Source organism: Pseudomonas sp. UME65, assembly GCF_014170225.1.
In the GTDB taxonomy this organism is placed as follows: Bacteria; Pseudomonadota; Gammaproteobacteria; order Pseudomonadales; family Pseudomonadaceae; genus Aquipseudomonas; species Aquipseudomonas protegens.
Window position 1 is genome coordinate 677,635 of the sequence record NZ_LZZQ01000011.1, and the last position, 22,459, is coordinate 700,093.

Genomic DNA, 22,459 nt, shown 5'->3' on the forward strand with positions numbered 1-22,459 from the left:
CCTCGCCGGTTCAATTGACGCCCAGCCCGCTTTCGCGGCGCAGTTTGTCACCCGCAGGGTTCATCGCCTCGCGCAGGAAGCCGAAGCCGGTACGACGATCCAGGCGGAACAGGGTGTTGGTGACGTAGATGTCGTCACGTATGCCCACCACTTCCACGACTTCGCTGACGCAACGCCGGCCATCGGGCATGCGGGTCAATTGGATCACCACATCCAGGGCGGCACAGATCATCTGCCGCAGGGTGCGCTCGGCGATCTGGCGGCCGGTCAGGCCCACCAGGGTTTCCAGGCGCAGCAGGGCATCCTGGGCGTTGTTGGCGTGCACGGTGCTCATGGAGCCGTCGTGGCCGGTGTTCATTGCGGTCAGCACGTCCAGTACTTCCACACCACGGATCTCGCCGAGGATGATCCGGTCCGGACGCATCCGCAGGGCGTTGCGGATCAGGTCGCTGGCCTTCACCTCGCCGTGCCCCTCGGCATTGGGCGGGCGGGTTTCCAGGCGGACCACGTGGGGGTGGCCCAGTTGCAGTTCGGCCACGTCCTCGATGGTGACCAGCCGTTCATGGGGGTTGATCAACTGGCTGAGGATGTTCAGCAGGGTGGTCTTGCCGGTGCCGGTACCGCCGCTGATCAGGATGTTGCAGCGCTTGCCCACCGCTTCCTGGATGAATTCGAAGATCGCCAGGTCGATGGTCTGCATGGCAATCAGGTCGCTGCTCTTGAGCATGTCCTTGCGAAACTTTCGAATCGACAGGCAGGGCCCGTCCAGGGCGATGGGCGGGATGATCGCGTTGACCCGGCTGCCGTCCGGCAGGCGCGCATCGACCATCGGCGAGGACTCGTCGAGGCGCCGGCCCAGGGGCGCGAGAATTCGCTGCATCACCCGCTCCACATGGTGGGCGTCGATGAAGCGCAGGTCGCTCTGGTGCAGCACGCCTTCACGTTCGACGAACACCCGATGCGGGCCGTTCACCAGGATCTCGGTCACCGCTGGATCGCGCAACAGCACTTCCAGGGGGCCGAAGCCGGTCAGCTCGTCGACGATCTCTTCGGCCAGCCGCTCCATTTCATAGCGCGAGATCGCCAGGTGCATGCGCGCGATGTACTCCGCCACCTTGTCGGTGACGAATTGCGAGAGGTTCTGCCGGGAGCTTTCCAGCAGGTTTTTCCCCGACTCTTCGATGGCATCGATGATGTAGCGATGCAGCACCAGCTTCAGGCCTTCGTGGTCGCTGTTGCCGGCGCCTGCGCGGGGTGGGGCGCCAAAGAGTTTTTCGCCGCTCATCTGCCCCCCATGATGCGATTGAGCCAGCCGGCCTTGGGCTTGGGCAGGCCCTGGGAGCGTTTCGCCAGCCGCTCGCCCAGGGTACGCAGGCTTTGGGTCAGGGCCTCGCGCGGGGCCAGTTCGAACAGGGTAACGCCCTGGTTCTTGGCGTTCAGGCGCACCTCGGGGCTGTAGGCCAGCACCGCGATCACCTCCAGGCCGAAGGTCTTGCCCAGGGTTTCGGAATCCGGTGCCACGGTGCGCAGGTAGCGGTCGACCAGCAAGCGCGCATGCTCGAGTTTCATGCCTTTTTCACGCCAGTGATTGAGTACGGCCAGGTTGCGCCGACAGTCGAGCACGTTCTGGTCGGTGCACCACAGGAGCTTGTCGCAATGGCTGACGAAGGTACGCAGGGCCTCGCTGTCCGGCTGGCCGACAAGGTTCACCACAATGTGCTGGAAGTGCTGGCGCAAGGCGCTGAGGAGCATGTACAGCTCCGCCGCGCTGGTGTGCTCCAGAGGCGCGTCGTGGCTGGCGTAGGCGAGGATCCGCAGGCCCGCCTCGGCGCTGGTGAAGGCGCTGTCGATCAGTGTGGCATCCAGGCGCCGCAGGTGGCGCAGGGCGTCGCCGAAGTGGAACGAGCTTTCCAGGCCCAGCAGCGCCAGGCTGTCGCCCCGGGGCAGGCCCAGGTCCAGCAGCAGGGTCTGCTGGCCGCTCTTTTGCACCACCAGCGCCAGGTGGCTGGCCAGGAGGGCGCCGTCGCCATCGCCCTGGGCGCCATAGAGCACGGTCAGGCCGCCCAGTTGCGTGTTGGGTGTCACTGCCGGCAGGCGTTTGCTCAGACGGCGGACCAGCCCGGCGACTTCACTGGAGCGCGAGCCGTAGGCGACGAAGTCGCGGGCGCCGGCGCGCATGGCATTGAGCACCAACTGGTTGTCCATGCCATCACCGAGGGCGACGATCGCCAGCATCGGCTTGGCCTCCAGGGCGCCTTCGATCAGGGCGGCCTGGGCCACCACGTGTTCGCGATCGAGGCCGACGAACACCAGGTTGGCGAAGGTCACATCCACCAGTGCCAGCAGCTCGTCGAGACTGCCATCGGCACCCACGACCTGGCCCAGGGGCGCCAGGGCGCCTTGCAGCCACTCCAGGTCGGTGCTGTTGCGGGTGATGGCGAGAAACGTCTGGCTCAGGTCCTGGTTCATTGCGACAACCCGCTGCGCTTGTCGAAGTTGCCGTTCTCGAGGAAGAACATGCGGTAGAAGTTCGGGTCGTAGTTGCGCAGCCGTTCGCCGGGCAGGGCCGGCAGCTTGGCATCGGCGGCCAGGGGCTGGACCAGATGCGGGGTCACTACCATCAACAGTTCACGCTCTTCGCGATTGATCGTGGTGTCGCGAAAGAAGGCACCGAGCACCGGAATGTCCCCCAGCCCTGGAAACTTGTTCACTTGAGAGCTGTTGTTGGTGCTGATCAGGCCGCTGATGACGAAGCTTTCGCCGTCGGCCAGGGAAATGCTGGTATCGGTGCGGCGTATGGTCAGCGCCGGGACTTGGGTCCCGGCAATGGTCACGGCGTTGCTGTAGTCCAGTTCGCTGACCTCCGGGGCAACCTTAAGGGAGATACGCCCGCGGTCGACGATAGTGGGCGTGAGGGTCAGGCGGATACCGAACTCCTTGTATTCGATGGTCACGCTGTTGCTGCCGGTGCTGGGCACCGGGATGGGGATTTCGCCCCCGGCCAGGAAGCTTGCGCTCTGGCCGCTGAGGGCCACCAGGGACGGGCGGGCGAGGGTGTAGGCGAAGCCGCTGCCTTCCAGGGCGTTGATCAGGGTCAGCACCCGACCGTTGCCGAAGCCGATGTTGAAGGTGCCGTTGTCCAGCGGGATGTTGGTCCGGCGGCCGCCGAAGGTGGGGGTCACGCTGCCGGAGGTGCCACTGGTAACGGGGGCGGTGCCGGGCGCACCGAACAGGAAGTTGTGCCCGCGGCCGAAGATCGAAACGCTGGCCTCCTTGAGCTTGGTGCGGCTGACTTCGACAAAGCGGATGTCGGTCTGCACCTGGCTGGGCAGCAGTGGATCGTCACTGGCCGGCAGGCGGCCGGTGCTCATGTCGGCGGTGGCCCGGCCCTGGACAAACACCATGCTCTGGCGTGGGGTACTGGCACAGGCGGTCCAGACCATCAGGCTGGTGGCGCCGGGCGCCATGCCGGTGAGCAGGAAGGCTTTGTTGCCGGTGGTCTGGACGTCCGCGATCTTCGGGTCGCCCACCGCCAGGCGGGTGATGGCCACCGCAGATTGCAGCTCCTGCTGCAAGCCTTCGCCGATCTCCAGCACTGCGGGCAACGGTGCCAGGCTCGAACAGCCTGCCACCGCCGCAGCCAGGGCCTGGGTGCAGAGCAGCGGGCCCAGGCTCAGGGTCAGCAGTGCGGAGAACAGTGGCATGGAACGACTGCGCATGTAGTGCATCCTTGCTCAATCAGGGAGTTTGTTGAGTGACTTGGTTGCCCCGGATCACTTCCACCGCCGACCGTGCGGCGCCACCTTGGGCGGCCGGTGCGCGCGGGGCGCTGCCCAGGGCAAGTTGGGTGAACTGGAACAGGTTGCTGTTGGCGGCATCGAGGTGCTCGCGGGCTTCTTCGTTGCCGGCCCAGTAATGGGCCAGGCGCTGTTCCTCGCTGCTGCGCACGGCCAGGCGCAGCACACCGACCTGGGTGGCGAGCATCAGCCGGCTCAAGAGCTGTTCGGGGACGGCCAGGACAACCGTGCGCGCATTCAGCCGGCGCTGGTCCTGCTTGAGCTTTTCTTCGTTGCTCAACCCGGGGGAGGCGGGCTGCCCGTCATTGGCCAGGCCCAGCTGTTCGCCGACAGCCAGCACGCGCATGGCGGGCACGGCGATCTGTGCCGACTGCTGCGGGTTGCTGGTGTCCTGGCGCAGGAACAGCACGACATCGACATAGTCCCCCGGGCTCAGTTGCCCGGCGGCGCCGATCACCTCGTCGACCGCGACCGCCAGGGCTCGTTCGTCACTGTGAATCATCCGCGCCAGGGCACCGCCGGTACTGAAGCTCTGCTCATTGAGCCAAGTGCCGGCATTCAACTGCCGCCAGGGTGTACGGCCCACCGCCTGGCTGATGGCGCTGAGGCTGCCGGCCGGCGCGGTACGCAGTTTTTCCAGCGCCAGATCGTCGGCGGCGAGGGGCACGAAGGGCGGCACATCGCGCACCAGCACGACCACCGGTTGGCGGGTCTGGTGTTCTGCGCTGGTGGTGGTTGGTTCGACGACACTGGGCGCCACGGGTTGAACCGGTGGTGCTGGTTCGGGTTTACGACTGAGAACCAGGCCCCAGTAACCGAAAAACACCGCACCTACCAGAAGAAGTCCGGCCAGACCCATGGTGAGGCGACTGTTCATGAAGGCTCTCCCTTTCCTGCTGCACTACCAGCCCGTGATTCCAAACGAGTTAATTTCGCAATCAGGCAGCTATGAACATGCAACTATTTCGCTATGTGAAGGTAGTAGAGCTAGGACGAAATGCCATTAACTCATCCAAAAATAGCTAACAAAGGTATGAGTCTGTCCACCTGGGCAGGTTTTTTGGCACCTACCTTCCAATTAATACTTACTGACTAATCAGTTCTTACAGTTGCTGGGCCGGTCTTTGTTGACAATGCTCAGGTGGCACCGGGGAATTTGCCCGGTGCTGTTCCAACGGCGCCTTGCGGCGCAAGGAGAGCTAGGATGATTTTCCAATACTTGTTGCTCAGGGCGCGCCAGTTTTTTGACCGCACCGAAGGCGCATCCGCCATCGAGTACGCCATTGTCGTGGCCATGGTGGCCGTTGTGGTCGTGGCGTTCGTCACCCCTCTGGGCGATCGTGTTCTGGCCATTTTCAACAACATCCTGACTAACCTCGGAGGCGCCACCGTCACCCGTCCTACCCCTTGAGCATGGAGGGGCCCAGCTGAGCAGCCGCTGGGCTGTGATCGCCCGACCTTCCAGCCATCCGGGTCTCGTGCAGGCCTGCGGTTTGCCTAACCAAAGGCCTGCTGGTGGTTGGGTTCCGCCCGGCCGGCTGTGCATTGGCTGCGTTCATCTACTTGCATGAAGTCCACACCAGGGTACCGTCCATGACTTCCCCATCCTCACGTCAGCAACTTCTTCTGGTCGATGACGAAGAGGATGCATTGCTGGAGCTTGCCGAACTGCTCGAAGGCGAGGGTTTCTGCTGCTTCACTGCCACCTCGGTGAAACTTGCCCTGGACCACCTCACCCGGCATCCGGATATCGCCCTGGTAATCACTGACCTGCGCATGCCCGAGGAAAGCGGCCTGTCGCTGATCAAGCGCCTGCGCGAGCACACCGCGCGCCAGCACCTGCCGGTGATCGTCATGTCGGGGCATGCCGACATGGATGACGTCAGCGACCTGCTGCGACTGCAGGTCCTGGACCTGTTTCGCAAGCCGATCTACCACGTGCGCCTGCTGGAAACCCTCAACAATCTGTTTCCCGAACCCCGGCTGCATGTCGTTGGCCCCTGACCCCAGGGTTTGGCCGGTGCTGTCCTGGCGGCAAAAAAAGACCCGCTCGAAAGCGGGTCTCAGTCATCCGGATGCTTAAAGTTGATAGCTGAAGCTCAAGGTATAGCGTGGCTTGCGGTTGTAGGTGTCGAGGGCTTCATCGGACATTGGCTTGGCCGCTTCCAGGGCGATGTTGTAGTGCTTGGCATCACCGAAACGCAAACCGACCGCGGCGGATGACAGGCTGCTGCCCCTGACCGGCAGCTGGTTGAACCAGGTCTTGGAGCGGTCCAGCACCACATAGGGCTGCAGCACACGCACCCAGGGCCCCTCGCGGTTGAAACTGTAGTTCACTTCGTAGGCCACGCCCCAGCCCTTGTCCCCGGTCGCCTGGTCATCGGGGTAGCCGCGAGCGAAGTTCTGCCCGCCAAAGGACGCCCGCTCGCTGTCGGGCAGGTTGTCGTTGCTCCAGTACCAGGCGGCGGAAAGCACACCTTGCCAATTGTCCAGGAAACGATCGCTCTGTACCCCGGCCAGGCGCAGGCGGAAGAAATCCAGATCATAGAGGCTGTTGTTGGTCTCGGCGCCCATGCTGTCCAGGCCCCGATACAGGCCGGCGCTGAGAATCCGCAGTTGGCGCGGATCGGACTTGCTCCAGTCCGCCTCAAGCGCCAGGGCGCGGATGTCGGTTTTTTCTTCCAGGGTCAGCGGGCTGTTGCTGACCCGGTAACGGGTCTTGTCATTTACTGCATACAGGCGTGTGCCGGCGGTGAGCATTTCATTGGGCGAGGCGATGAAAGGGTGGCTGACGCCGATGGAAAAGCGGTCGTTCTCCCGATGGGGCTCCAGCTCGATCCCGTTGTCCAGCTGCACGTTGCTCCGTGGGTCGGCGCGGTAGCGGGCGCCGTAGAGGCTCAGTTGCGTGCCTTCCGAACCCAGCAACTGGCTGTAGTCCAGGCGGTAGTAGTGTTCCTTGTCGTGGCCCGGCGGGAACAGCCCGCTGAGGCTGAGCTGTTCGCCCCAGGCGGTCTGCGAGTTGCTGATGATGCCCACCAGGGCCTGCAGGCCGTTGCGGTTGTCGTCGGTGCTGTTGAGGGTGGTGGCGATGGCCTTGCGGCTGGCCACGGCCACCAGTTGGGTCGCGCCGTCGGTAGTGCCCGGTGGCGGCACTACCGCCTGCAGGGTGACCCCGGGAACCTTGCTCATCAGTGTGGTGTAGCGTTCGAAGGTCTTGCGGGTCAGCGGGCGCTCGGCCTTGAGTTTGCTCACCAGTTTGTCCAGGTAGGCGGATACCGGGCCGATGTCGCCCTGCAGCTGGTAGTCCCGGATGTAGCCTTCCACCAGCACTACCCGCAGCACGCCCTGGTCGAAGTTCTGCTGTGGCATGAAGGCGTAGGACAGCAGGTAGCCGTCCTTCTGATAGCGCCGGGTAATGCTGCGCGTGGCTTCGATCAACTGGCCGAAGCTGGCTTCGTGGCCGATCAGTGGCTGGTAGATCGCTGCCAGTTCTTCCAGGGGGTAGACCGTGCCGCCCTCGATCTGCACCTGGCGCACCGTGACCTTGGTGCCCATCATCAGCGGCTGCTGGCCTTGCGGCGCAGTGGGTTGCTCGGGCAGTTGCGGTTGCGGGGTTGCCGGGCGGTAGGCATCCACCGGCAGGTTGGGTTGGGGCAGGTTGTTGATGCTGTCATTGCTGTTGAGAAAGCGCGGAAGGGAGTCGGCGTAAACGGAGGTACAGCATCCAACTAACAACAAACTGGCCAACGTGCGCATAGGACACTCCATGGTCGAGCCGCAGCGGTGTAGAAAGTTCCTGGCTCCAGTTGCCGCTCGGGTCTTGGCCACGATCTGGCTCTGGATGCTTGTCTCTGGATAAACAAAAAGGCGAGAGACTCATGGGAATCTCTCGCCCTCAACCAAGCGTAGGCGCTGCAGGTGAGGCCGTCGAATCGGCCAGGTGCAAATTATTTCTTGTTGCCGCCCAGGGCGCCGGTCAGGCCGCCGAGCACGCCACCCAGGCCGCCATTGAGGCCCGCTCCGGCAGAGGCGCTGCCACTGGCGCTGGCGTTGGCGCCTACGCCAAGGCCACCGAGCAAGCCGCCACTGGGCGCTGTGCCGCCGTTGACCAGGCCGCCAACCGAAGCCACGGTGTTGCCCACGGCTCCAAGGGTGCCGCCCAAGGCGGTACCTATCGGATTGGCGCCACTATTGCTGGCCACGCCCGCGCCTACGTTGCTGACTGCGCCGCCCACCTGGCCCAGAAGACTGCTGGTCGGGCTACCCAGGCCGGTAGCTGCACCTACTTGCTGGGTCAGGCCGGCAACCGAACTGGTGACGGGGTTCAATGCCGAACCCAGGCTCACTCCGACGCTGGCCAATGGTGCAGTGACTACCAGGTTAGGGGTACCGCTGCCGCCCAGAGCGCCGCCTACCGAGGCGATCAGGTTGCCGGCTGCCGCTCCGGTGACCCCGCCTGCGCTAACGGTACCGTTGGTATTGCCGGCATTCAGGCCGTTGCTCAAGTTGGCCACTGCACCGCCGACAGTTTCCAGCAGGCCGTTGTTGCCGCCGAGGCCACTGCCATTCCCGGTTCCGCTACCCGAGTTGCTCACATAACCGCCGGCAGTGCCCACGGCCGTACTTGCGTTGCTCAGGGTGTTGCCCAACAGATTTGTTACAGGGTTGCCGTTGCCAGCGTCAGTGATCTTGTTACCGGTGCTGTCCACGGCCTGAGCTACGCCATTGAGCAGACCTTTTACAGGGGAGCCAAGACCGGTGGCGCCGCCGATATTGCCGGTCACGTCTTCCGCCAGGCTGACCACTGGAACCAGTACCTTATCGCCGACATTGTCGGTCAGTGTTCCCAGAGGTCCGCTGCTGGTGACGGTGCTCAGGGTATTACCGAGCATGGTCACCCGGGTGCCTACGCCGCCGACTACCGGAGCCACCCTGGTCACCAGGCCACCCACTACCGGAACGCTCTGGGTGGTGGTTGCCAGTTTGCCGCTGAGGTCGGTGACCCCGGTACCCACATCGCTGACCACGTTGCCGACGGTGGCGGTGGTCTTGCTCAGGGCCTTGGGATCGGTGCCCAAAGTGCCGAGGCCGTTGGTCAGGCCGTCACCGACGGTGTCCACCACGTTGCCGGTGGTGTTGACGGCGCTTTGTACCACGCCTCCAACCACGGGTACGGTGGCCAGGGAAGTGCCCAGGCCGCTGACACCGGTACCGACGCCACTGAGGGTGGTACCCAGATCCGAGACCAGGCTGCTGGTCGTCAGGGGAGTGGTGGTACCGCCAGTTCCTCCGGTGCCGCCAGTTCCACCTGTGCCACCTGTGCCTCCGCCAGTGCCGCCGGTACCACCTGTGCCTCCGCCAGTGCCGCCGGTACCACCTGTGCCTCCACCGGTACCACCAGTGCCACCTCCAGTGCCTCCTGTTCCGCCGGTGCCGCCACCAGTGCCACCAGTGCCGTCAGTACCGCCGCTGGCACTGGCTGGCGAACTGCTGCCACCACTTTTATGACCGCCACCACCGCCGCTGCAGCCTGCCAGGCTGAGGGTCAGGATCATGGTTATTGCCGTTAACGCTTTCCATCCGAATTGAGTTTTCATGTCTGGTATTCCTTGCACCTGTTACAACGTTCGTTGTTTTCGATAGCTCTCCAGTTCTTGCGCTGGAGATACCTTCGTCCGTTGTCTACATAAAAGGCGCAGGGAATAAATTGAACAATTATGAACTTGGTATTAATGACTTATTTTGTTCGGTTAATTGATTTACAAGTAGCTAGTCTCAAAGTATTGGTTGGCGCTCCTAGTGTGTGATGAATTGTTTTAAAACAATGACTTGATGTTTTGTAGTGTCCTTGAAAAGTGCTCGTTAAACTAAAGTTATATATACACAATTAATAGGCAGTTTTTGTGCTGAGCTCGCGGTACTTGCACTTTTTCGCTGGCGTTTAATGGCTGGCAGGGGGATGGGATGGTGGCCTGGTTTATACTGCGCCGCCCAAAACTCTCTGGAGCTCAATATGCTGACGCCCGTCTGGTGGCTGCTGTGCCTGCCGTTTGTTGCCGGAGCCTTTCTCGCCCTGCAAGCCGGAATCAACGGTCAACTGGCCAAGCAGGTCGGCGGGGTGCTGGCTGCGGCCCTGATCTCTTTTTTCGTCGGCACCGCGGTGCTGCTGATCGTCGTCGGGGTGGTGCTGATCCGCCGGGGCTGAGGCCCCTCAGGCGATGGGCTGCCAGTTGCCCAGCATATGCTGCAACTCGCCGCTGCCCAGCAACTGCAGTTCTCCGCTTGAACCCCCGGCACTGGCTAGCAGGCGTACGTCGCCGGGCAGCAGCACGGGCTTCATGAACTGCACCGTCACTTCGATGTTCGCTGCTGGCAGATGCTCGCTCAGGGCTGCCAGGGTGCGCGCCTTGTTCCACAGGCCATGGGCGATGGCCTGGGGAAAGCCGAACAGCCGGGCGCTCCAGGCGCTCAGGTGGATCGGGTTGTAGTCGCCGGAAACCCTGGCGTAGCGCCGGCCGATATCGCGCTCGGCGCGCCAGCAGGCGACTTCGCCGAGGTTGTCGGCGTTGGGCAAGTGTTGGCTGGAAGGTTCTCCCGCCAACTTGACTCCACGGCAGAGCATGCGGCTTTGCGCTTCCCAGAGGGGGCCCAGCAAATCGTCCACTGTGGTCACCAGGTCGAATGTTGCGCCTTTGGCGTGGGGTTGCAGGTTGCACACCTGGACCCCGATTCGAACGCTGCTGACATTGCCCATGGGGCGCAACACACGAATCCTGTTGCCCAGGTGAATCAGCCCCAGTAGCGGAAATGGAAAGTCCCGGGCAGTGAGCAGCTGCATCTGCAAGGGAAACGCCAGTACATGGGGGTAGGTCGCGGGCAGCAGGCCGTTATCGGCAAAGCCGCAGACCTTGCGGTAGCCCGCCAGTTGCCCGGGGGCCAGGCTGATCCAGCAGCGCAGGCCGTATTCGGGTAACTGCGTGCCGTTGATCCGTCGGCGCATTGCCGCTTTGAGAAACAGCGGCGGCAGGGACGCGGGCAGGTTCAGTTCGTGCCAGTGTGCAGTCATTTTCAGGCCCCCAATAGACTTTGTCCGCAGACCCGCAGGGCCTGCCCGCTGACGGCGCCGCTGCCCGGCTGGCCGAGCCAGGCCACCGCTTCGGCAACGTCCTGGGGCAGGCCGCCCTGGCCCAGGGAACTCATGCGCCTTCCAGCTTCGCGCAGGGCGAAGGGCACCTTGGCGGTCATCTGGGTCTCGATGAAGCCCGGCGCCACGGCATTGATGCTGATATCCCGGGCGTGCAGCAGCGGCGCCCAGGCCTGGGCCAGGCCAATCAGCCCGGCCTTGCTGGCGGCGTAGTTGGTTTGCCCGCGGTTGCCGGCGATGCCGCTGATGGAGGCCAGCAGGATCACCCGGCCATGGTCGTGCAGGCGTGCGCTGTCCAGCAGGGCCTGGGTCAGCACCTGGGGCGCATTGAGGTTCACCGCCAGCACCGCGTCCCAGTATTCCGGGGTCATGTTGGCCAGGGTCTTGTCCCGGGTGATGCCGGCGTTGTGCACCAGGATGTCGATGCCCTCCGGCAGTTGCTCGATCAACTGTGCCGGAGCGTCTTCGGCGCAGATGTCCAGGCAGATGGCGCGGCCGCCGAGACGGGCCGCCAGGGCTTCCAGATCGGCCTTGGCCTGGGGCACGTCCAGCAGCAGGACCTGGGCACCGTCCCGGGCCAGGGTTTCGGCGATGGCCGCACCAATGCCGCGGGCGGCGCCGGTGACCAGGGCCTTGCGCCCGGCCAGCGGGCGGCTCCAGTCCTGGACCTGGGTCGCGCAGGGCTGCAAGCGGATCACCTGCCCGGAAACGTAGGCGCTCTTGGGCGAGAGAAAGAAGCGCAAGGCGCCTTCCAGCTGTTCTTCCGCTCCGGCTGCCACATACAGCAATTGCAGGGTGGCGCCGTTGCGCAGTTCCTTGGCCAGGGAGCGGCTGAAGCCTTCCAGGGCGCGCTGGGCGCTGGCGGCGAAGGGCTCGTCAAGGGTTTCCGGGGCGCGCCCGAGGATGACCAGGTGGGCGCTGGGCTCGAGGTTTCTCAGCAGTGGCTGGAAGAATTCCCGCAATTGCTTGAGCTGGTCGGTGTGCAGCAGCTCGCTGGCGTCGAACACCACGGCCTTGAGCCGGGGCCCGTGGCCGGGAATCCAGGGGGTGGCCAGGGACGGGTCGGCGCCATAGCTGTAGATGCCATCGGTCAGGCGCGGCGCCAGGGCGGCCACCTGCTGTGCCAGCGCGCCGCCGCCGAGCAACAGTGCACCTTCGATAGGCCGCAGGCGACCGGCTTGCCAGCGCTCCAGGCGTACCGGCGACGGCAAGCCAAGAGCCCCGACCAGGCGCTGGCCGATGGACGAGTTGGCGAAGTCGATATAACGGTCAGACATGGAACGCACTCCGAAGGTTGGGGTTCAAAGTGTGGACCATGAATGGCCCTGGGTCGTTCGATCGGCCAGATCCCTCCTACGCTGGAGGAGGTACCCACCGCAGTCGCACTCAAAGAATAGGGAGCTTTCCATGACACAGCTGCGTCGCGTCGCGATTATCGGCGGCAACCGCATCCCCTTCGCCCGTTCCAACGGCCCCTATGCCACCGCCAGCAACCAGGCGATGCTCACCGCCGCCCTGGAGGGCCTGATCGAGCGCTACAACCTGCACGGCCTGCGCCTTGGCGAGGTGGCCGCCGGTGCCGTGCTCAAGCATTCCCGGGACTTCAACCTGACCCGCGAATGCGTCCTCGGCTCGCGGCTTTCGCCCACCACCCCGGCCTACGATATCCAGCAGGCCTGCGGCACGGGCCTGGAAGCGGCGCTGCTGGTGGCCAACAAGATCGCCCTGGGGCAGATCGACTGCGGCATCGCCGGCGGGGTGGATACCACTTCGGATGCGCCGATCGGGGTCAACGAAGGCCTGCGCAAGATCCTGTTGCAGGCCAACCGCGCCAAGAGCACCGGCGACAAGCTCAAGACCCTGCTGCAACTGCGGCCCCATCACCTCAAGCCGGAACTGCCGCGCAATGGCGAGCCGCGCACCGGCTTGTCCATGGGCGAGCACTGCGAGCAGATGGCCAAGACCTGGAACATTGCCCGCGCCGATCAGGATCAACTGGCCCTGGAAAGCCATCAGAAAATGGCCGCCGCCTACGCCGAAGGCTGGCAGGACGACCTGATCACTCCCTTCCTCGGCCTGACCCGGGACAACAACCTGCGCCCGGACCTGACCCTGGAAAAGCTCGCCAGCCTCAAGCCGGCCTTCGACCGTAGCGCCAGCGGCACGCTGACGGCGGGCAACTCCACGCCCCTGACCGATGGCGCCTCGCTGGTGCTGTTGGGCAGTGAAGCGTGGGCCAGGGAGCGGGGCCTGCCGGTTCTTGCCTACCTGCGCGACGGCGAGGCCGCGGCGGTGGACTTCGTCAACGGCGCCGAGGGCCTGCTGATGGCCCCGGTATACGCCGTGCCGCGCTTGCTGGCGCGCAATGGCCTGAGCCTGCAGGACTTCGACTACTACGAGATCCACGAAGCCTTCGCCGCCCAGGTGCTGTGCACTCTCAAGGCCTGGGAAGACCCCGAGTACTGCAAGGCCAGGCTGGGCCTGGAGGCACCTCTGGGCAGCGTCGATCGCGCCCGGCTCAACGTCAAAGGCAGTTCCCTGGCGGCAGGGCACCCGTTTGCCGCCACCGGCGGGCGCATCGTCGCCAACCTGGCGAAGCTGCTGAGTGTGGCGGGGCAGGGACGCGGGCTGATTTCCATCTGTGCCGCGGGCGGCCAGGGTGTGACGGCGATCATCGAGCGCTGAGGTTCGTGGCCTTCCCCGGCACGCAGGCTCCTACACAGAAATGCCGCCCATCCGTAGGAGCCGGCTTGCCGGCGAAAGCGTCTTCAGGTCTTGAAGCGCCGTACCAGGGCGTCCAGCTCATTGGACAGCCCCGCCAGGCTCTGGGAGTCCAGGCGCGCCGAGTTCGCCAGTTCCGCCACCAGTTGCGCATCGCCATGGATCTGGCTGATGTGCCGGTTGATGTCTTCCGCCACCTGATGCTGCTCTTCGGCGGCGGTGGCGATCTGGGTGTTCATGTCGCGGATCACGTCCACCGATTCGCGGATCTGCCCGAAGCTGTTGCGCGCCAGGCCGATGCGGTTCACCGATTGCTGGGACACTTCCAGGCTGGCGTGCATCTGCTGGGTCACGGCGCTGGTGCGTTTGGCCAGGTTGCCCAGCAGCCCGTCGATCTCGGCAGTGGAGTCGGCGGTACGCTTGGCCAGGGCCCGCACCTCGTCGGCCACCACGGCAAAACCGCGACCCTGCTCCCCGGCCCGGGCGGCCTCGATGGCCGCGTTCAGCGCCAGCAGGTTGGTCTGTTCGGCGATCGAGCGGATGGTGCCGAGGATCGACTGGATGTCGGTGCTGTCGCGTTCCAGTTGCTGCATCGACTGCGCCGACTGTTCGATCTCCTGGCTCAGGCGATCGACGCTGTGCACCGCGTCATCGATCTGCTGCTGGCCTTCCCGGGCCTGGCGCTGGCCACTGTCCGCCGACTCGGCGGCCTGGCTGCAGGAACGGGCCACTTCGTTGGCGGTGGCGACCATTTCGTGGAAGGCGGTGGACACCATGTCCACCGCTTCGCGCTGGCGCCCGGCGGCTTCGGCCATGTCGCTGGAGACCTGGGTCGAACTGTGGGAAGTGGCGAGGATCTTCTGCGCGGCCTGGCCGATGCTCTGGATCAGGTTGCGGATTGCCGCCAGGAACTGGTTGAACCAGTTGGCCAACTGCGCGGTTTCGTCGCTGCCACGGATATTCAGACTGCGGGTCAGATCGCCTTCGCCTTGGGCAATGCCTTCCAGGCCACTGGCCACGCCGCGGATCGGCCGCACGATGAGGCTGGCGAAACTCGCCCCGAGCACTGCGAACAGCACCGCCAGGATCGCGGCAATACCGGCGATGATCCAGGTCAGCTGGGTGGCCGCGCCCATGACTTCGTTCTGCTTGATCAGGCCGATGAAGGTCCAGCCCAGTTGCTCCGAAGGCCAGACGTTGGCCATGTAGTGCTCGCCGCCCAGTTCCACCTGCACCAGGCCCTTGCCGGCCTTGGCCAGTTGCGCGTAACCCTCGCCGAGGCTGCCCAGGGCCTTGAAGTTGTGCTCCGGCTGCTTGGGGTCCACCAGCACCGTGCCGTTGTTTTCCATCAGCATCAGGTAGCCCGATTCACCCAGCTTGATCTGTTTGACGATCTCGGTGAGCTGCTTGAGCGACACGTCGACTGCGACCACGCCGCCCTGGGGGCCCAACTGGTTGGCCAGCGAGCGCACGGTGCTGACCAGCACCGCATCGTCGCTGGCCCAGTAATAGGCCTCGGTGCGCAGGGTCTTGCCCGGGTTGGCCTGGGCGGTCTTGTACCAGGGGCGTACGCGGGGGTCGTAGTTGGCCAGCTTCAGGTCGGCGGGCCAGGAGACGTATCCGCCGTTGCTCACGCCATAGGACACATAGGAATAGGCAGGATGGCTGGCGGCCATGGCGGCGAACAGCTCGAAGATTCGTTTGTCCTGCTCGCCTTCCGGGGCCTTCGCGGCATCGGCGCTCATCCAGGTCTTGAGGTTGTCACCGGCCTGGGTGATCAAGGGTTGAGCGGCCAGGTAATCGATGTTCTGGCTGATGCCTTCGAAGAACAGCTGCATGGCGTTGGCCACTTGGCGGATCTCGCGGCCGCTGCCGTCGACGAAGGTGTTTTCGGCCTCGCTGCGCAGGTTGATCACCACCAGCGTGGCTACCAGCACCACGGGCAGGCTGGCGATGACGGCAAAGGCCCAGGTCAATTTCTGTTTGATGTTCATCCGCGCTCCAGTTTTTTGTAAGACCACGAAGTGCAGGCGACTCGCGGATTTATCGGCAGCTTGAAAGATGACGCTGATTGCATCCCTGGGGTGAAGTCGAGCCCGCGGCGATCGAACCTTGGCCGGTGGCTGACGTCTTTATTGGATTGTCGGACAAACTCCCTGTCTCTCTGAGGGCTTCGGCTGGCGCCGGGCAATATTGAGCCTCAGGCAGAAAAAAAACTTCCGCGGGCAGGCCCGCGAAGGGGCTGGCCTGAGTGCCACTGATGGACGGTTGCGGACGCCGTCTCGACTATGATCCTTGGCGGCGTCGATGGATTGATCTGGCACATTGAGTGCATTGCTGTCGCTCGGTGGTCGGCAGCCCTTTCCCGTCGTGGGAGGATTGCCGTATAACGAGTGACTTTCGCGTGTTTGGTAACAAGGGACCCACAATAAAAGCTGATGAAGACTCCAAAACGCATTGAACCGCTGATCGAAGACGGTCTGGTAGACGAGGTGCTGCGCCCACTCATGAGTGGTAAAGAGGCAGCTGTGTATGTGGTGCGCTGCGGCAACGAGCTACGTTGCGCCAAGGTCTACAAGGAGGCGAACAAACGCAGTTTCCGTCAGGCGGCGGAGTATCAGGAGGGGCGCAAGGTTCGTAACAGCCGTCAGGCGCGGGCCATGGCCAAGGGCTCGAAGTTCGGGCGCAAGGAAACCGAGGACGCCTGGCAGAACGCCGAAGTGGCGGCGTTGTTCCGTCTGGCCAATGCCGGGGTGCGGGTGCCCAAGCCGTTCGACTTCCTCGAAGGTGTGCTGTTGATGGAGTTGGTGGCCGACGAGTACGGCGATGCGGCGCCGCGGCTCAACGATGTGGTGCTGGAAGCGGACCAGGCCCGTGAATATCACGCCTTCCTGATTTCCCAGATCGTGCTGATGTTGTGTACCGGCCTGGTGCACGGTGACCTTTCCGAGTTCAACGTGCTGCTGACCCCGGATGGCCCGGTGATCATCGACCTGCCCCAGGCGGTGGATGCTGCCGGCAACAACCATGCCTTCAGCATGCTGGAGCGTGACGTCGGCAACATGGCGTCCTATTTCGGGCGTTTTGCCCCGGAACTCAAGGGCACTCGGTATGCCAAGGAAATGTGGGCCCTGTACGAGGCTGGCACCTTGCATCCGGGCAGCGTGCTGACCGGCGAGTTCGACGACCCCGAAGAACTGGCGGATGTCGGCAGCGTGATCCGCGAGATCGAAGCGGCGCGCCTGGACGAGGAGCGTCGCCAGGCAGTACGCGCGGCGGATGATGCGCCGCCGGGCAAATCCGAAGAACCACCGCCTCCGCCCTGGATGCAGTGATGCCATAAAAAAATCCGGCCTTGGCCGGATTTTTCATTCCCGCAAACTACCCGGCCCCTTGGCCCCTTGGCCCCTTGACCCCTTGACCCCTTGGCCCCTTGCATCTTGTAGCCGCTGCCGAAGGCTGCGCACGGCCCGAAGGGACGCAGGGATCTTGAGGGCGCCGAGGTCTGGCGGGAGATCGCCAAGCAAGGTCCTGCTGGCCTTTTCGCAGCCTCGCCCAGGGCTCGGCAGCGGCTACATGGGGCGGCAGGTCACAGGCTCAGGATCCGCAGCAACTGCCCGAGGCCAGTTCCTTGAGGATCGGGCAGTCCGGGCGGTGGTCGCCCTGGCAGTGCTCCACCAGGTCCTGCAGGGTGTCGCGTAGCCCTGCCAGCTCGCGGATCTTCTGGTTCAACTCGTCGATATGCTGGCGGGCCAGGGCCTTCACATCGGCGCTGGCCCGCTGCCGGTCCTGCCACAGGGTCAGCAGCTTGCCCACCTCTTCCAGGGAAAACCCCAGGTCCCGGGAGCGCTTGATGAAGGCCAGGCTGTGCAGGTCGTCATCGCCATACAGGCGATAGCCGCTGTCACTGCGATGGGCGGGCTTGAGCAGGCCGATGGACTCGTAGTAACGGATCATCTTGGCGCTCAGGCCGCTCTTTCGGGCTGCTTGGCCGATGTTCATTCGGCGTTCTCCAGGTCTTTGGGTTTCCAGGTTTTCAACAGTAGCGCATTGCTGACCACGCTGACGCTGGACAGCGCCATGGCCGCCCCGGCGAGCACCGGGTTGAGCAGGCCGAAGGCCGCCAGCGGGATGCCGATCAGGTTGTAGACGAAGGCCCAGAACAGGTTCTGGCGAATCTTCGCGTAGGTCTTGCGGCTGATTTCCAGGGCCGCCGGGATCAACCGTGGATCGCCGCGCATCAGGGTGATGCCGGCCGCATGCATGGCCACGTCGGTGCCGCCGCCCATGGCGATGCCGATGTCCGCCGCCGCGAGGGCCGGGGCGTCGTTGATACCATCCCCGACCATGGCCACCACGCCGGTCTTTTTCAGCTCGGCCACCGTGGCCGCCTTGTCCGCCGGCAGCACTTCGGCGTGCACGTCGGTGATGCCCAGGGCGTCGGCCACCACCTTGGCGCTGCCGCGGTTGTCACCGGTCAGCAAATGGCTGCTGATATGCCGTGCATTGAGTTGCTGCACCGCCTGCAGCGCGCCGGGCTTGAGGGTGTCGCCAAAGGCGAACAGGCCCAGCACCCGGGATTGCGGGCTCTGCTCGATCAGCCAGGACAGGGTCCGGCCTTCGTGTTCCCAGTCCCGGGCCGCCTGGGCCAGGTCGCCGGGGTTGAGGCCGCTTTCTTCCAGCAGGCGGCGGTTGCCCAGGGCCAGTTGGCGGCCCTCCAGGGTGCCGGCGATGCCTCGCCCGGTGAGGGACTGGCTGGCGCTGACGTCAGCCACCGGCAGTTGGCGTTCCTGGCACAGGTCCAGCACCGCCTTGGCCAGAGGGTGCTCACTGCCGCGCTGCAGGGCACCGGCCAGTTGCAGCACGCTGTTTTCATCGCCTTCCACCGCCTGCATATGGGCGATGCGCGGGGTGCCGGAGGTCAGGGTGCCGGTCTTGTCGAAAACCACCGAACTGACTTCGTGGGCCCGCTCCAGGGCTTCGGCATCCTTGATCAGGATGCCGTGGCGGGCCGCCACGCCGGTGCCGGCCATGATCGCCGTGGGCGTGGCCAGCCCCAGGGCGCAAGGGCAGGCGATCACCAGCACCGCCACGGCGTTGATCACCGCGGTTTCCAGCGGTGCGCCGTACAGCCACCAGCCCACCAGCGTGATCAGCGCCAGTACCAGGACAGTGGGCACGAACACCTGGCTGACTTTATCCACCAGTTTCTGGATCGGTGCCTTGCCGGCCTGGGCGTCTTCCACCAGGCGAATGATCCGCGCCAGCACGGTTTCCGCCCCCAGGGCCAGGGTGCGCACCAGCAGCCGGCCTTCGCCGTTGATGGCGCCACCGGTGACCTTGTCGCCGGGTTGCTTGGGCACGGGCAGGCTCTCGCCGCTGATCAGCGCTTCATCGGCATGGCTCTGGCCTTCGATGACTTCGCCGTCCACCGGAAAGCGCTCGCCGGGTTTGACCAGCACCAGGTCACCCAGGCGCAAGGCGCTGATCGCGACTTCCTGTTCGCGGCCGTCGATGACCTGGATCGCCCGTTCCGGACGCAGGGCTTCCAGGGCGCGGATGGCACTGGCGGTCTGGCGCTTGGCGCGGCTTTCCAGGTATTTGCCCAGCAGCACCAGGGCGATTACCACCGCCGAGGCCTCGAAGTACAGGTGCGGCATGCTGCCCGCGGCGGCGGTGGCCCATTCGTACAGGCTCAGGCCATAGCCGGCGCTGGTGCCCAGGGCCACCAGCAGGTCCATGTTGCCGCTGCCGGCGCGCACGGCCTTCCAGGCCGCGACATAAAAGCGTGCACCGAAGATGAACTGCACCGGGGTGGCCAGGGCGAACTGGGCCCAGGCCGGAAGCATCCAGTGCAGGCCGAACGGCTGCACCAGCATCGGCAGCACCAGGGGCAGGGCCAGGAGGATGGCCAGCACCAGGCTCCAGCGCTCGCGTCGCAGGTTCTGCTGTTGCTCGTCGCCCTGTTTCTGCTCGGCCTGCCACAGGCTGGCGGAGTAGCCGGCCTGGGTCACGGCATTGACCAGCAGCGCCGGGTCGACCTGGCCCAGCAGTTCGACATGGGCACGCTCGGTGGCCAGGTTGACGCTGGCGCTGCGGACGCCGGGGAGTTTGTTCAAGGCGCGTTCGACTCGCCCGGCGCAGGTGGCGCAGGTCATGCCGCCGATGCTCAGTTCGACGGCTTGCACCGGCACGCTGTAGCCGGCGTTTTCCACGGCTTCCAGCAGGGCCGGCAGGCTGTCTTGCGGTGCTTCGACCCGAGCCTGTTCCGTGGCCAGGTTGACGCTGACCGTGCGAATGCCGGCGACCTTGCCCAGGGCACGCTCTACGCGCCCGGCGCAACTGGCGCAGGTCATGCCGGCAATCGGCAGGTCGAAAGTGGTTGATTCAGGCATGGCGACGCTCCCTGTGAATGTTGCCTACAGGATCAACCTTGCCACGCAGGCAAGGTCAAGGGGGCATTGCACGGGTGCTTCATTTTGTCCCAGGGGCTGCTCGCAGTGCGCGAACAGCAGGCCCCGGGAGCTCGGCAGGGGGCGGGGTGTCAGTATTCCAGGGCGGCGGGCTTGAGGTACATGCCCGAGGCGTTCATGGCGATGCGGAACTTCAGCACATCGCCAGCCCGCAGGCTGATGTCCTGGGAACTCGGGGCAAGCAGCCCGGCATTGCAGCCCGGGGCCTGGCCTGGCAGCAGTTTCAGGCGCAGAGAAACCTTGCCCGGCGGCAGGTTGAACGAGGCGCTCTGTTCCTGGAACAGCCGACCGGCAAGCTGGTCCTGGATGTACAGGCCGATCTCGCAGGACGTGGCGACTTCCAGCCGCTCCCTGGAAATGATCAGCACGCCGTAGTCCTCTCCGGCGGCCAGCGCCGATGGGGTTGCCGCGCACAGGCCCAGGAGGCCGACGAGGCTGAAAGTTGACCAGCGCATGGCTGAATCTCCCGCTGTGATGTCGTAAGACGTGCAGCTTGGCCGAGCGCGCCGCCGATTTCCAGCCCGGCAGATCAATCCGGAACTTGACCTTGCCACGGTGGCAAGGACAAGACTTGCTCCAACCCAATACAGGAGAAGCGCAATGCAAGTATTCAACGTTCAAGGCATGTCCTGCGGTCACTGTGTGCGTGCCATCACCCAGGCGCTGCAAAGCAAGGACCCGGCGGCCACCGTGCGGGTGGATCTGGCGGCCAAGGAAGTCGGGGTCGAGAGCCGCCTGTCCAGCGATGAGGTGATCAGCCTGATCAGCGAGGAAGGCTACGCGGTCAAGGTTGCCTGAGCCTTTTTATATAGTTAGCGACCTATCGGAATGTTCAAGGCGTCCAAGCGCGGCTAGACTGTGCGACCGCTGACCAACGCTCGTTTGGATGCCATGAACCTCCGCACAATCCTGATTCTCGGCGCTCTGAGCGCTTTCGGCCCGCTGGCCATCGACTTCTACTTGCCGGCCTTCCCCTCGATGGCCCTGGCTTTCGGCACCGATGAAAAACACGTTCAGCTGACCCTGGCCGCCTACTTCCTCGGCCTGTCCATCGGCCAGTTGGCCTATGGCCCGGTGGCCGATCGTTTTGGCCGGCGCCTGCCGCTGCTGGCGGGGGTGGGCCTGTTCACGCTGGCCTCCCTGGCCTGCGCCTATGCGCCGAACCTGGAATGGCTGATCGGCGCACGCTTTGTCCAGGCCCTGGGCGGATGCGCCGGGATGGTGATTTCCCGGGCCGTGGTCAGCGACAAGTGCGATGCGGTGGGTTCGGCCAAGGTCTTCTCCCAACTGATGCTGGTGATGGGCCTGGCCCCGATCCTGGCGCCAATGCTGGGCGGCCTGCTGGTCAACCTCTACGGCTGGCAGTCGATCTTCATCATGCTCACGGTGTTCAGTGCACTGTCCGGGCTGGCAGTGGCCCTGGGCCTGCCGGAAAGCATGCCGGCCACCCGCCCGCGCCTGCCTCTGTCCGGGGCGCTGCGCCAATATGGCCTGCTGCTGTCGGACCGGGTATTTCTCGGCCATGCCTTGACCGGCGGGATCGCCATTGCCGGGATGTTTTCCTACATTGCCGGTTCGCCCTTTGTCTTCATCAAACTCTACGGCGTGCCAGCGGAGCACTTCGGCTGGTTCTTCGGGATCAATGCCGGGGGCTTCATCCTGGTGGCGCAGATCAATGCGCGCCTGCTGGCCAAGCGTGGCCCGGCGTTCCTGCTGGCGCGCACCGTGTGGATCTACCTGGCAGCGGGCCTGACCCTGCTCGGCGTCAGTGCCTTGCACACCAGTGCGCTCTGGCCGCTGCTGCTGCCGCTGTTCGTGTGTATCGCCAGCCTGGGCTGCATCATTCCCAATGCTGCGGCCTGCGCCATGAATGGTCAGGGCGCACGGGCCGGCAGCGCCTCGGCGATGCTCGGTTGCCTGCAATTCAGCGTGGCGGCAGGGGCGGCGTACCTGGTGGGTGTGCTGCATGACGGCAGCGCCATGCCGATGGCCATGGTCATCAGCCTGTGCGGTGTGCTGGCGGTGAGCATGGCGGTCATGACCCGGCGCTTGCAGAATGCCCGGGCGCTGAAGGCTGCCGAGCTCTGAGTCAGCCGGTGGCGCGCTGGCTCTGGGGAATCGGGTGGGGGGCTTGCAGGCGGCTTTGCAGGGTCTGGGTGAAGGCCCGGGCTTCGGCCTCGCTGCGGAACGTCACCACATGCTGGTCGAGCCGCACCTGCCATTGAGAGCCCTGGGGGTGTGCCAATTCTTTTATCAGGATCTTCATTGCTGACCTCCTAACGGTAAAAGACTGCGCTGCAAGGGCCCCCAGTGTAGACCCGAAT

The 22,459-nt window shown here is 64.7% G+C and carries 19 protein-coding genes and 2 pseudogenes; 7 read left to right on the top strand and 14 right to left on the bottom strand.

Translation table 11 applies throughout. The annotated features are described in order from the left end of the window. Positions 1-10: 10 nt before the first annotated feature. From A9971_RS14020 to cpaB, 4 genes are read right to left on the bottom strand one after another with little or no spacing between them, the layout of a single operon-like run. Positions 11-1,285 carry a CpaF family protein gene (locus A9971_RS14020; RefSeq protein ID WP_011059064.1) on the bottom strand — a complete coding sequence of 425 codons (1,275 nt, stop codon included), beginning with the start codon at positions 1,283-1,285 and terminating at the stop codon, positions 11-13. Then, positions 1,282-2,469: a hypothetical protein gene (locus A9971_RS14025; RefSeq protein WP_011059065.1), complete on the bottom strand. Its 1,188-nt coding sequence runs from the start codon at positions 2,467-2,469 to the stop codon at positions 1,282-1,284. Before A9971_RS14025 ends, A9971_RS14020 begins: the two co-directional genes overlap by 4 nt. Continuing rightward, positions 2,466-3,719 carry a type II and III secretion system protein family protein gene (locus A9971_RS14030; protein WP_053148923.1) on the bottom strand — a complete coding sequence of 418 codons (1,254 nt, stop codon included), beginning with the start codon at positions 3,717-3,719 and terminating at the stop codon, positions 2,466-2,468. Before A9971_RS14030 ends, A9971_RS14025 begins: the two co-directional genes overlap by 4 nt. Before the next feature lie 19 nt (positions 3,720-3,738). Further along, a complete protein-coding gene (gene cpaB / locus A9971_RS14035; RefSeq protein WP_077933290.1) occupies positions 3,739-4,674 on the bottom strand; it encodes a Flp pilus assembly protein CpaB in 936 nt (311 codons plus the stop codon). A gap of 327 nt (positions 4,675-5,001) precedes the next feature. Here cpaB and A9971_RS14040 point away from each other — a divergent pair, with 327 nt between their 5' ends. Beyond that, entirely contained in the window at positions 5,002-5,208 is a 207-nt protein-coding gene (locus A9971_RS14040; RefSeq protein ID WP_065364927.1) for a Flp family type IVb pilin, read from the top strand. A 182-nt stretch (positions 5,209-5,390) separates the two neighbouring features. Further along, entirely contained in the window at positions 5,391-5,801 is a 411-nt protein-coding gene (locus A9971_RS14045; RefSeq protein ID WP_015634016.1) for a response regulator, read from the top strand. Between the two features lie 75 nt (positions 5,802-5,876). Here the strand turns inward: A9971_RS14045 and A9971_RS14050 are convergent, their stop codons facing one another. Both A9971_RS14050 and A9971_RS14055 read right to left on the bottom strand, forming a co-directional pair. Then, positions 5,877-7,553, bottom strand: a complete 1,677-nt coding sequence (locus A9971_RS14050; RefSeq protein ID WP_183001973.1) for a ShlB/FhaC/HecB family hemolysin secretion/activation protein — start codon at positions 7,551-7,553, stop codon at positions 5,877-5,879. Positions 7,554-7,744: 191 nt separating this feature from the next. Beyond that, complete coding sequence (locus A9971_RS14055; RefSeq protein WP_183000721.1) at positions 7,745-9,394, bottom strand: collagen-like triple helix repeat-containing protein; 1,650 nt, start codon at positions 9,392-9,394, stop codon at positions 7,745-7,747. A 416-nt stretch (positions 9,395-9,810) separates the two neighbouring features. Between A9971_RS14055 and A9971_RS14060 the strand changes: the two are divergent. Then, positions 9,811-9,972: pseudogene (locus A9971_RS14060) on the top strand (DMT family transporter); the annotation flags it as partial. Positions 9,973-10,008: 36 nt separating this feature from the next. Here the strand turns inward: A9971_RS14060 and A9971_RS14065 are convergent. Together A9971_RS14065 and A9971_RS14070 are read right to left on the bottom strand one after the other, a co-directional pair. Then, complete coding sequence (locus A9971_RS14065) at positions 10,009-10,863, bottom strand: MaoC/PaaZ C-terminal domain-containing protein (RefSeq protein WP_015634019.1); 855 nt, start codon at positions 10,861-10,863, stop codon at positions 10,009-10,011. Positions 10,864-10,865: 2 nt separating this feature from the next. Then, positions 10,866-12,218 carry a 3-oxoacyl-ACP reductase gene (locus A9971_RS14070; RefSeq protein WP_011059074.1) on the bottom strand — a complete coding sequence of 451 codons (1,353 nt, stop codon included), beginning with the start codon at positions 12,216-12,218 and terminating at the stop codon, positions 10,866-10,868. Positions 12,219-12,348: 130 nt separating this feature from the next. Here A9971_RS14070 and A9971_RS14075 point away from each other — a divergent pair, with 130 nt between their 5' ends. Further along, complete coding sequence (locus A9971_RS14075; protein ID WP_183001974.1) at positions 12,349-13,626, top strand: acetyl-CoA C-acetyltransferase; 1,278 nt, start codon at positions 12,349-12,351, stop codon at positions 13,624-13,626. 83 nt (positions 13,627-13,709) lie between these two features. On the opposite strand, the gene A9971_RS33185 is transcribed toward A9971_RS14075, so the two are convergent. Together A9971_RS33185 and A9971_RS33190 are read right to left on the bottom strand one after the other, a co-directional pair. After that, positions 13,710-14,477 carry a methyl-accepting chemotaxis protein gene (locus tag A9971_RS33185; RefSeq protein WP_370059466.1) on the bottom strand — a complete coding sequence of 256 codons (768 nt, stop codon included), beginning with the start codon at positions 14,475-14,477 and terminating at the stop codon, positions 13,710-13,712. Positions 14,478-14,567: 90 nt separating this feature from the next. Further along, positions 14,568-15,656 (bottom strand): annotated as a pseudogene (locus A9971_RS33190) (cache domain-containing protein); the annotation flags it as partial. 444 nt (positions 15,657-16,100) lie between these two features. Here A9971_RS33190 and A9971_RS14085 point away from each other — a divergent pair. Further along, positions 16,101-16,997, top strand: a complete 897-nt coding sequence (locus tag A9971_RS14085; RefSeq protein WP_183000722.1) for a PA4780 family RIO1-like protein kinase — start codon at positions 16,101-16,103, stop codon at positions 16,995-16,997. 262 nt (positions 16,998-17,259) lie between these two features. Here A9971_RS14085 and cueR read toward each other — a convergent pair whose 3' ends face one another. The 3 genes from cueR to A9971_RS14100 all read right to left on the bottom strand — a co-directional run bounded on the left by cueR (position 17,260) and on the right by A9971_RS14100 (position 20,590). Continuing rightward, positions 17,260-17,664: a Cu(I)-responsive transcriptional regulator gene (gene cueR / locus A9971_RS14090; protein ID WP_011059078.1), complete on the bottom strand. Its 405-nt coding sequence runs from the start codon at positions 17,662-17,664 to the stop codon at positions 17,260-17,262. Beyond that, positions 17,661-20,057, bottom strand: a complete 2,397-nt coding sequence (locus A9971_RS14095; protein ID WP_123473035.1) for a heavy metal translocating P-type ATPase — start codon at positions 20,055-20,057, stop codon at positions 17,661-17,663. The genes cueR and A9971_RS14095 overlap by 4 nt, the downstream gene beginning before the upstream one ends. A gap of 149 nt (positions 20,058-20,206) precedes the next feature. Then, on the bottom strand, positions 20,207-20,590 hold the full coding sequence (locus tag A9971_RS14100; RefSeq protein ID WP_183000723.1) for a hypothetical protein: 384 nt from the start codon (positions 20,588-20,590) through the stop codon (positions 20,207-20,209). Between the two features lie 145 nt (positions 20,591-20,735). Between A9971_RS14100 and A9971_RS14105 the strand changes: the two genes are divergently transcribed. Continuing rightward, positions 20,736-20,933, top strand: coding sequence for a heavy-metal-associated domain-containing protein (locus tag A9971_RS14105; protein ID WP_011059081.1), 198 nt, complete (start codon positions 20,736-20,738; stop codon positions 20,931-20,933). A 93-nt stretch (positions 20,934-21,026) separates the two neighbouring features. Next, positions 21,027-22,223, top strand: a complete 1,197-nt coding sequence (locus A9971_RS14110) for a multidrug effflux MFS transporter (RefSeq protein ID WP_011059082.1) — start codon at positions 21,027-21,029, stop codon at positions 22,221-22,223. Position 22,224: 1 nt separating this feature from the next. Here A9971_RS14110 and A9971_RS14115 read toward each other — a convergent pair whose 3' ends face one another. Further along, on the bottom strand, positions 22,225-22,401 hold the full coding sequence (locus A9971_RS14115; protein WP_015634024.1) for a hypothetical protein: 177 nt from the start codon (positions 22,399-22,401) through the stop codon (positions 22,225-22,227). Between the last annotated feature and the right edge of the window lie 58 nt (positions 22,402-22,459).

Coding starts and splice junctions, on each gene's coding strand:
- A9971_RS14020 (WP_011059064.1), bottom strand. CDS start 1,285: ATGAGCGGCGAAAAACTCTTTGGCGCCCCACCCCGCGCAGGCGCCGGC.
- A9971_RS14025 (WP_011059065.1), bottom strand. CDS start 2,469: ATGAACCAGGACCTGAGCCAGACGTTTCTCGCCATCACCCGCAACAGC.
- A9971_RS14030 (WP_053148923.1), bottom strand. CDS start 3,719: ATGCGCAGTCGTTCCATGCCACTGTTCTCCGCACTGCTGACCCTGAGC.
- cpaB (WP_077933290.1), bottom strand. CDS start 4,674: ATGAACAGTCGCCTCACCATGGGTCTGGCCGGACTTCTTCTGGTAGGT.
- A9971_RS14040 (WP_065364927.1), top strand. CDS start 5,002: ATGATTTTCCAATACTTGTTGCTCAGGGCGCGCCAGTTTTTTGACCGC.
- A9971_RS14045 (WP_015634016.1), top strand. CDS start 5,391: ATGACTTCCCCATCCTCACGTCAGCAACTTCTTCTGGTCGATGACGAA.
- A9971_RS14050 (WP_183001973.1), bottom strand. CDS start 7,553: ATGCGCACGTTGGCCAGTTTGTTGTTAGTTGGATGCTGTACCTCCGTT.
- A9971_RS14055 (WP_183000721.1), bottom strand. CDS start 9,394: ATGAAAACTCAATTCGGATGGAAAGCGTTAACGGCAATAACCATGATC.
- A9971_RS14065 (WP_015634019.1), bottom strand. CDS start 10,863: ATGACTGCACACTGGCACGAACTGAACCTGCCCGCGTCCCTGCCGCCG.
- A9971_RS14070 (WP_011059074.1), bottom strand. CDS start 12,218: ATGTCTGACCGTTATATCGACTTCGCCAACTCGTCCATCGGCCAGCGC.
- A9971_RS14075 (WP_183001974.1), top strand. CDS start 12,349: ATGACACAGCTGCGTCGCGTCGCGATTATCGGCGGCAACCGCATCCCC.
- A9971_RS33185 (WP_370059466.1), bottom strand. CDS start 14,477: ATGGCCGAAGCCGCCGGGCGCCAGCGCGAAGCGGTGGACATGGTGTCC.
- A9971_RS14085 (WP_183000722.1), top strand. CDS start 16,101: ATGAAGACTCCAAAACGCATTGAACCGCTGATCGAAGACGGTCTGGTA.
- cueR (WP_011059078.1), bottom strand. CDS start 17,664: ATGAACATCGGCCAAGCAGCCCGAAAGAGCGGCCTGAGCGCCAAGATG.
- A9971_RS14095 (WP_123473035.1), bottom strand. CDS start 20,057: ATGCCTGAATCAACCACTTTCGACCTGCCGATTGCCGGCATGACCTGC.
- A9971_RS14100 (WP_183000723.1), bottom strand. CDS start 20,590: ATGCGCTGGTCAACTTTCAGCCTCGTCGGCCTCCTGGGCCTGTGCGCG.
- A9971_RS14105 (WP_011059081.1), top strand. CDS start 20,736: ATGCAAGTATTCAACGTTCAAGGCATGTCCTGCGGTCACTGTGTGCGT.
- A9971_RS14110 (WP_011059082.1), top strand. CDS start 21,027: ATGAACCTCCGCACAATCCTGATTCTCGGCGCTCTGAGCGCTTTCGGC.
- A9971_RS14115 (WP_015634024.1), bottom strand. CDS start 22,401: ATGAAGATCCTGATAAAAGAATTGGCACACCCCCAGGGCTCTCAATGG.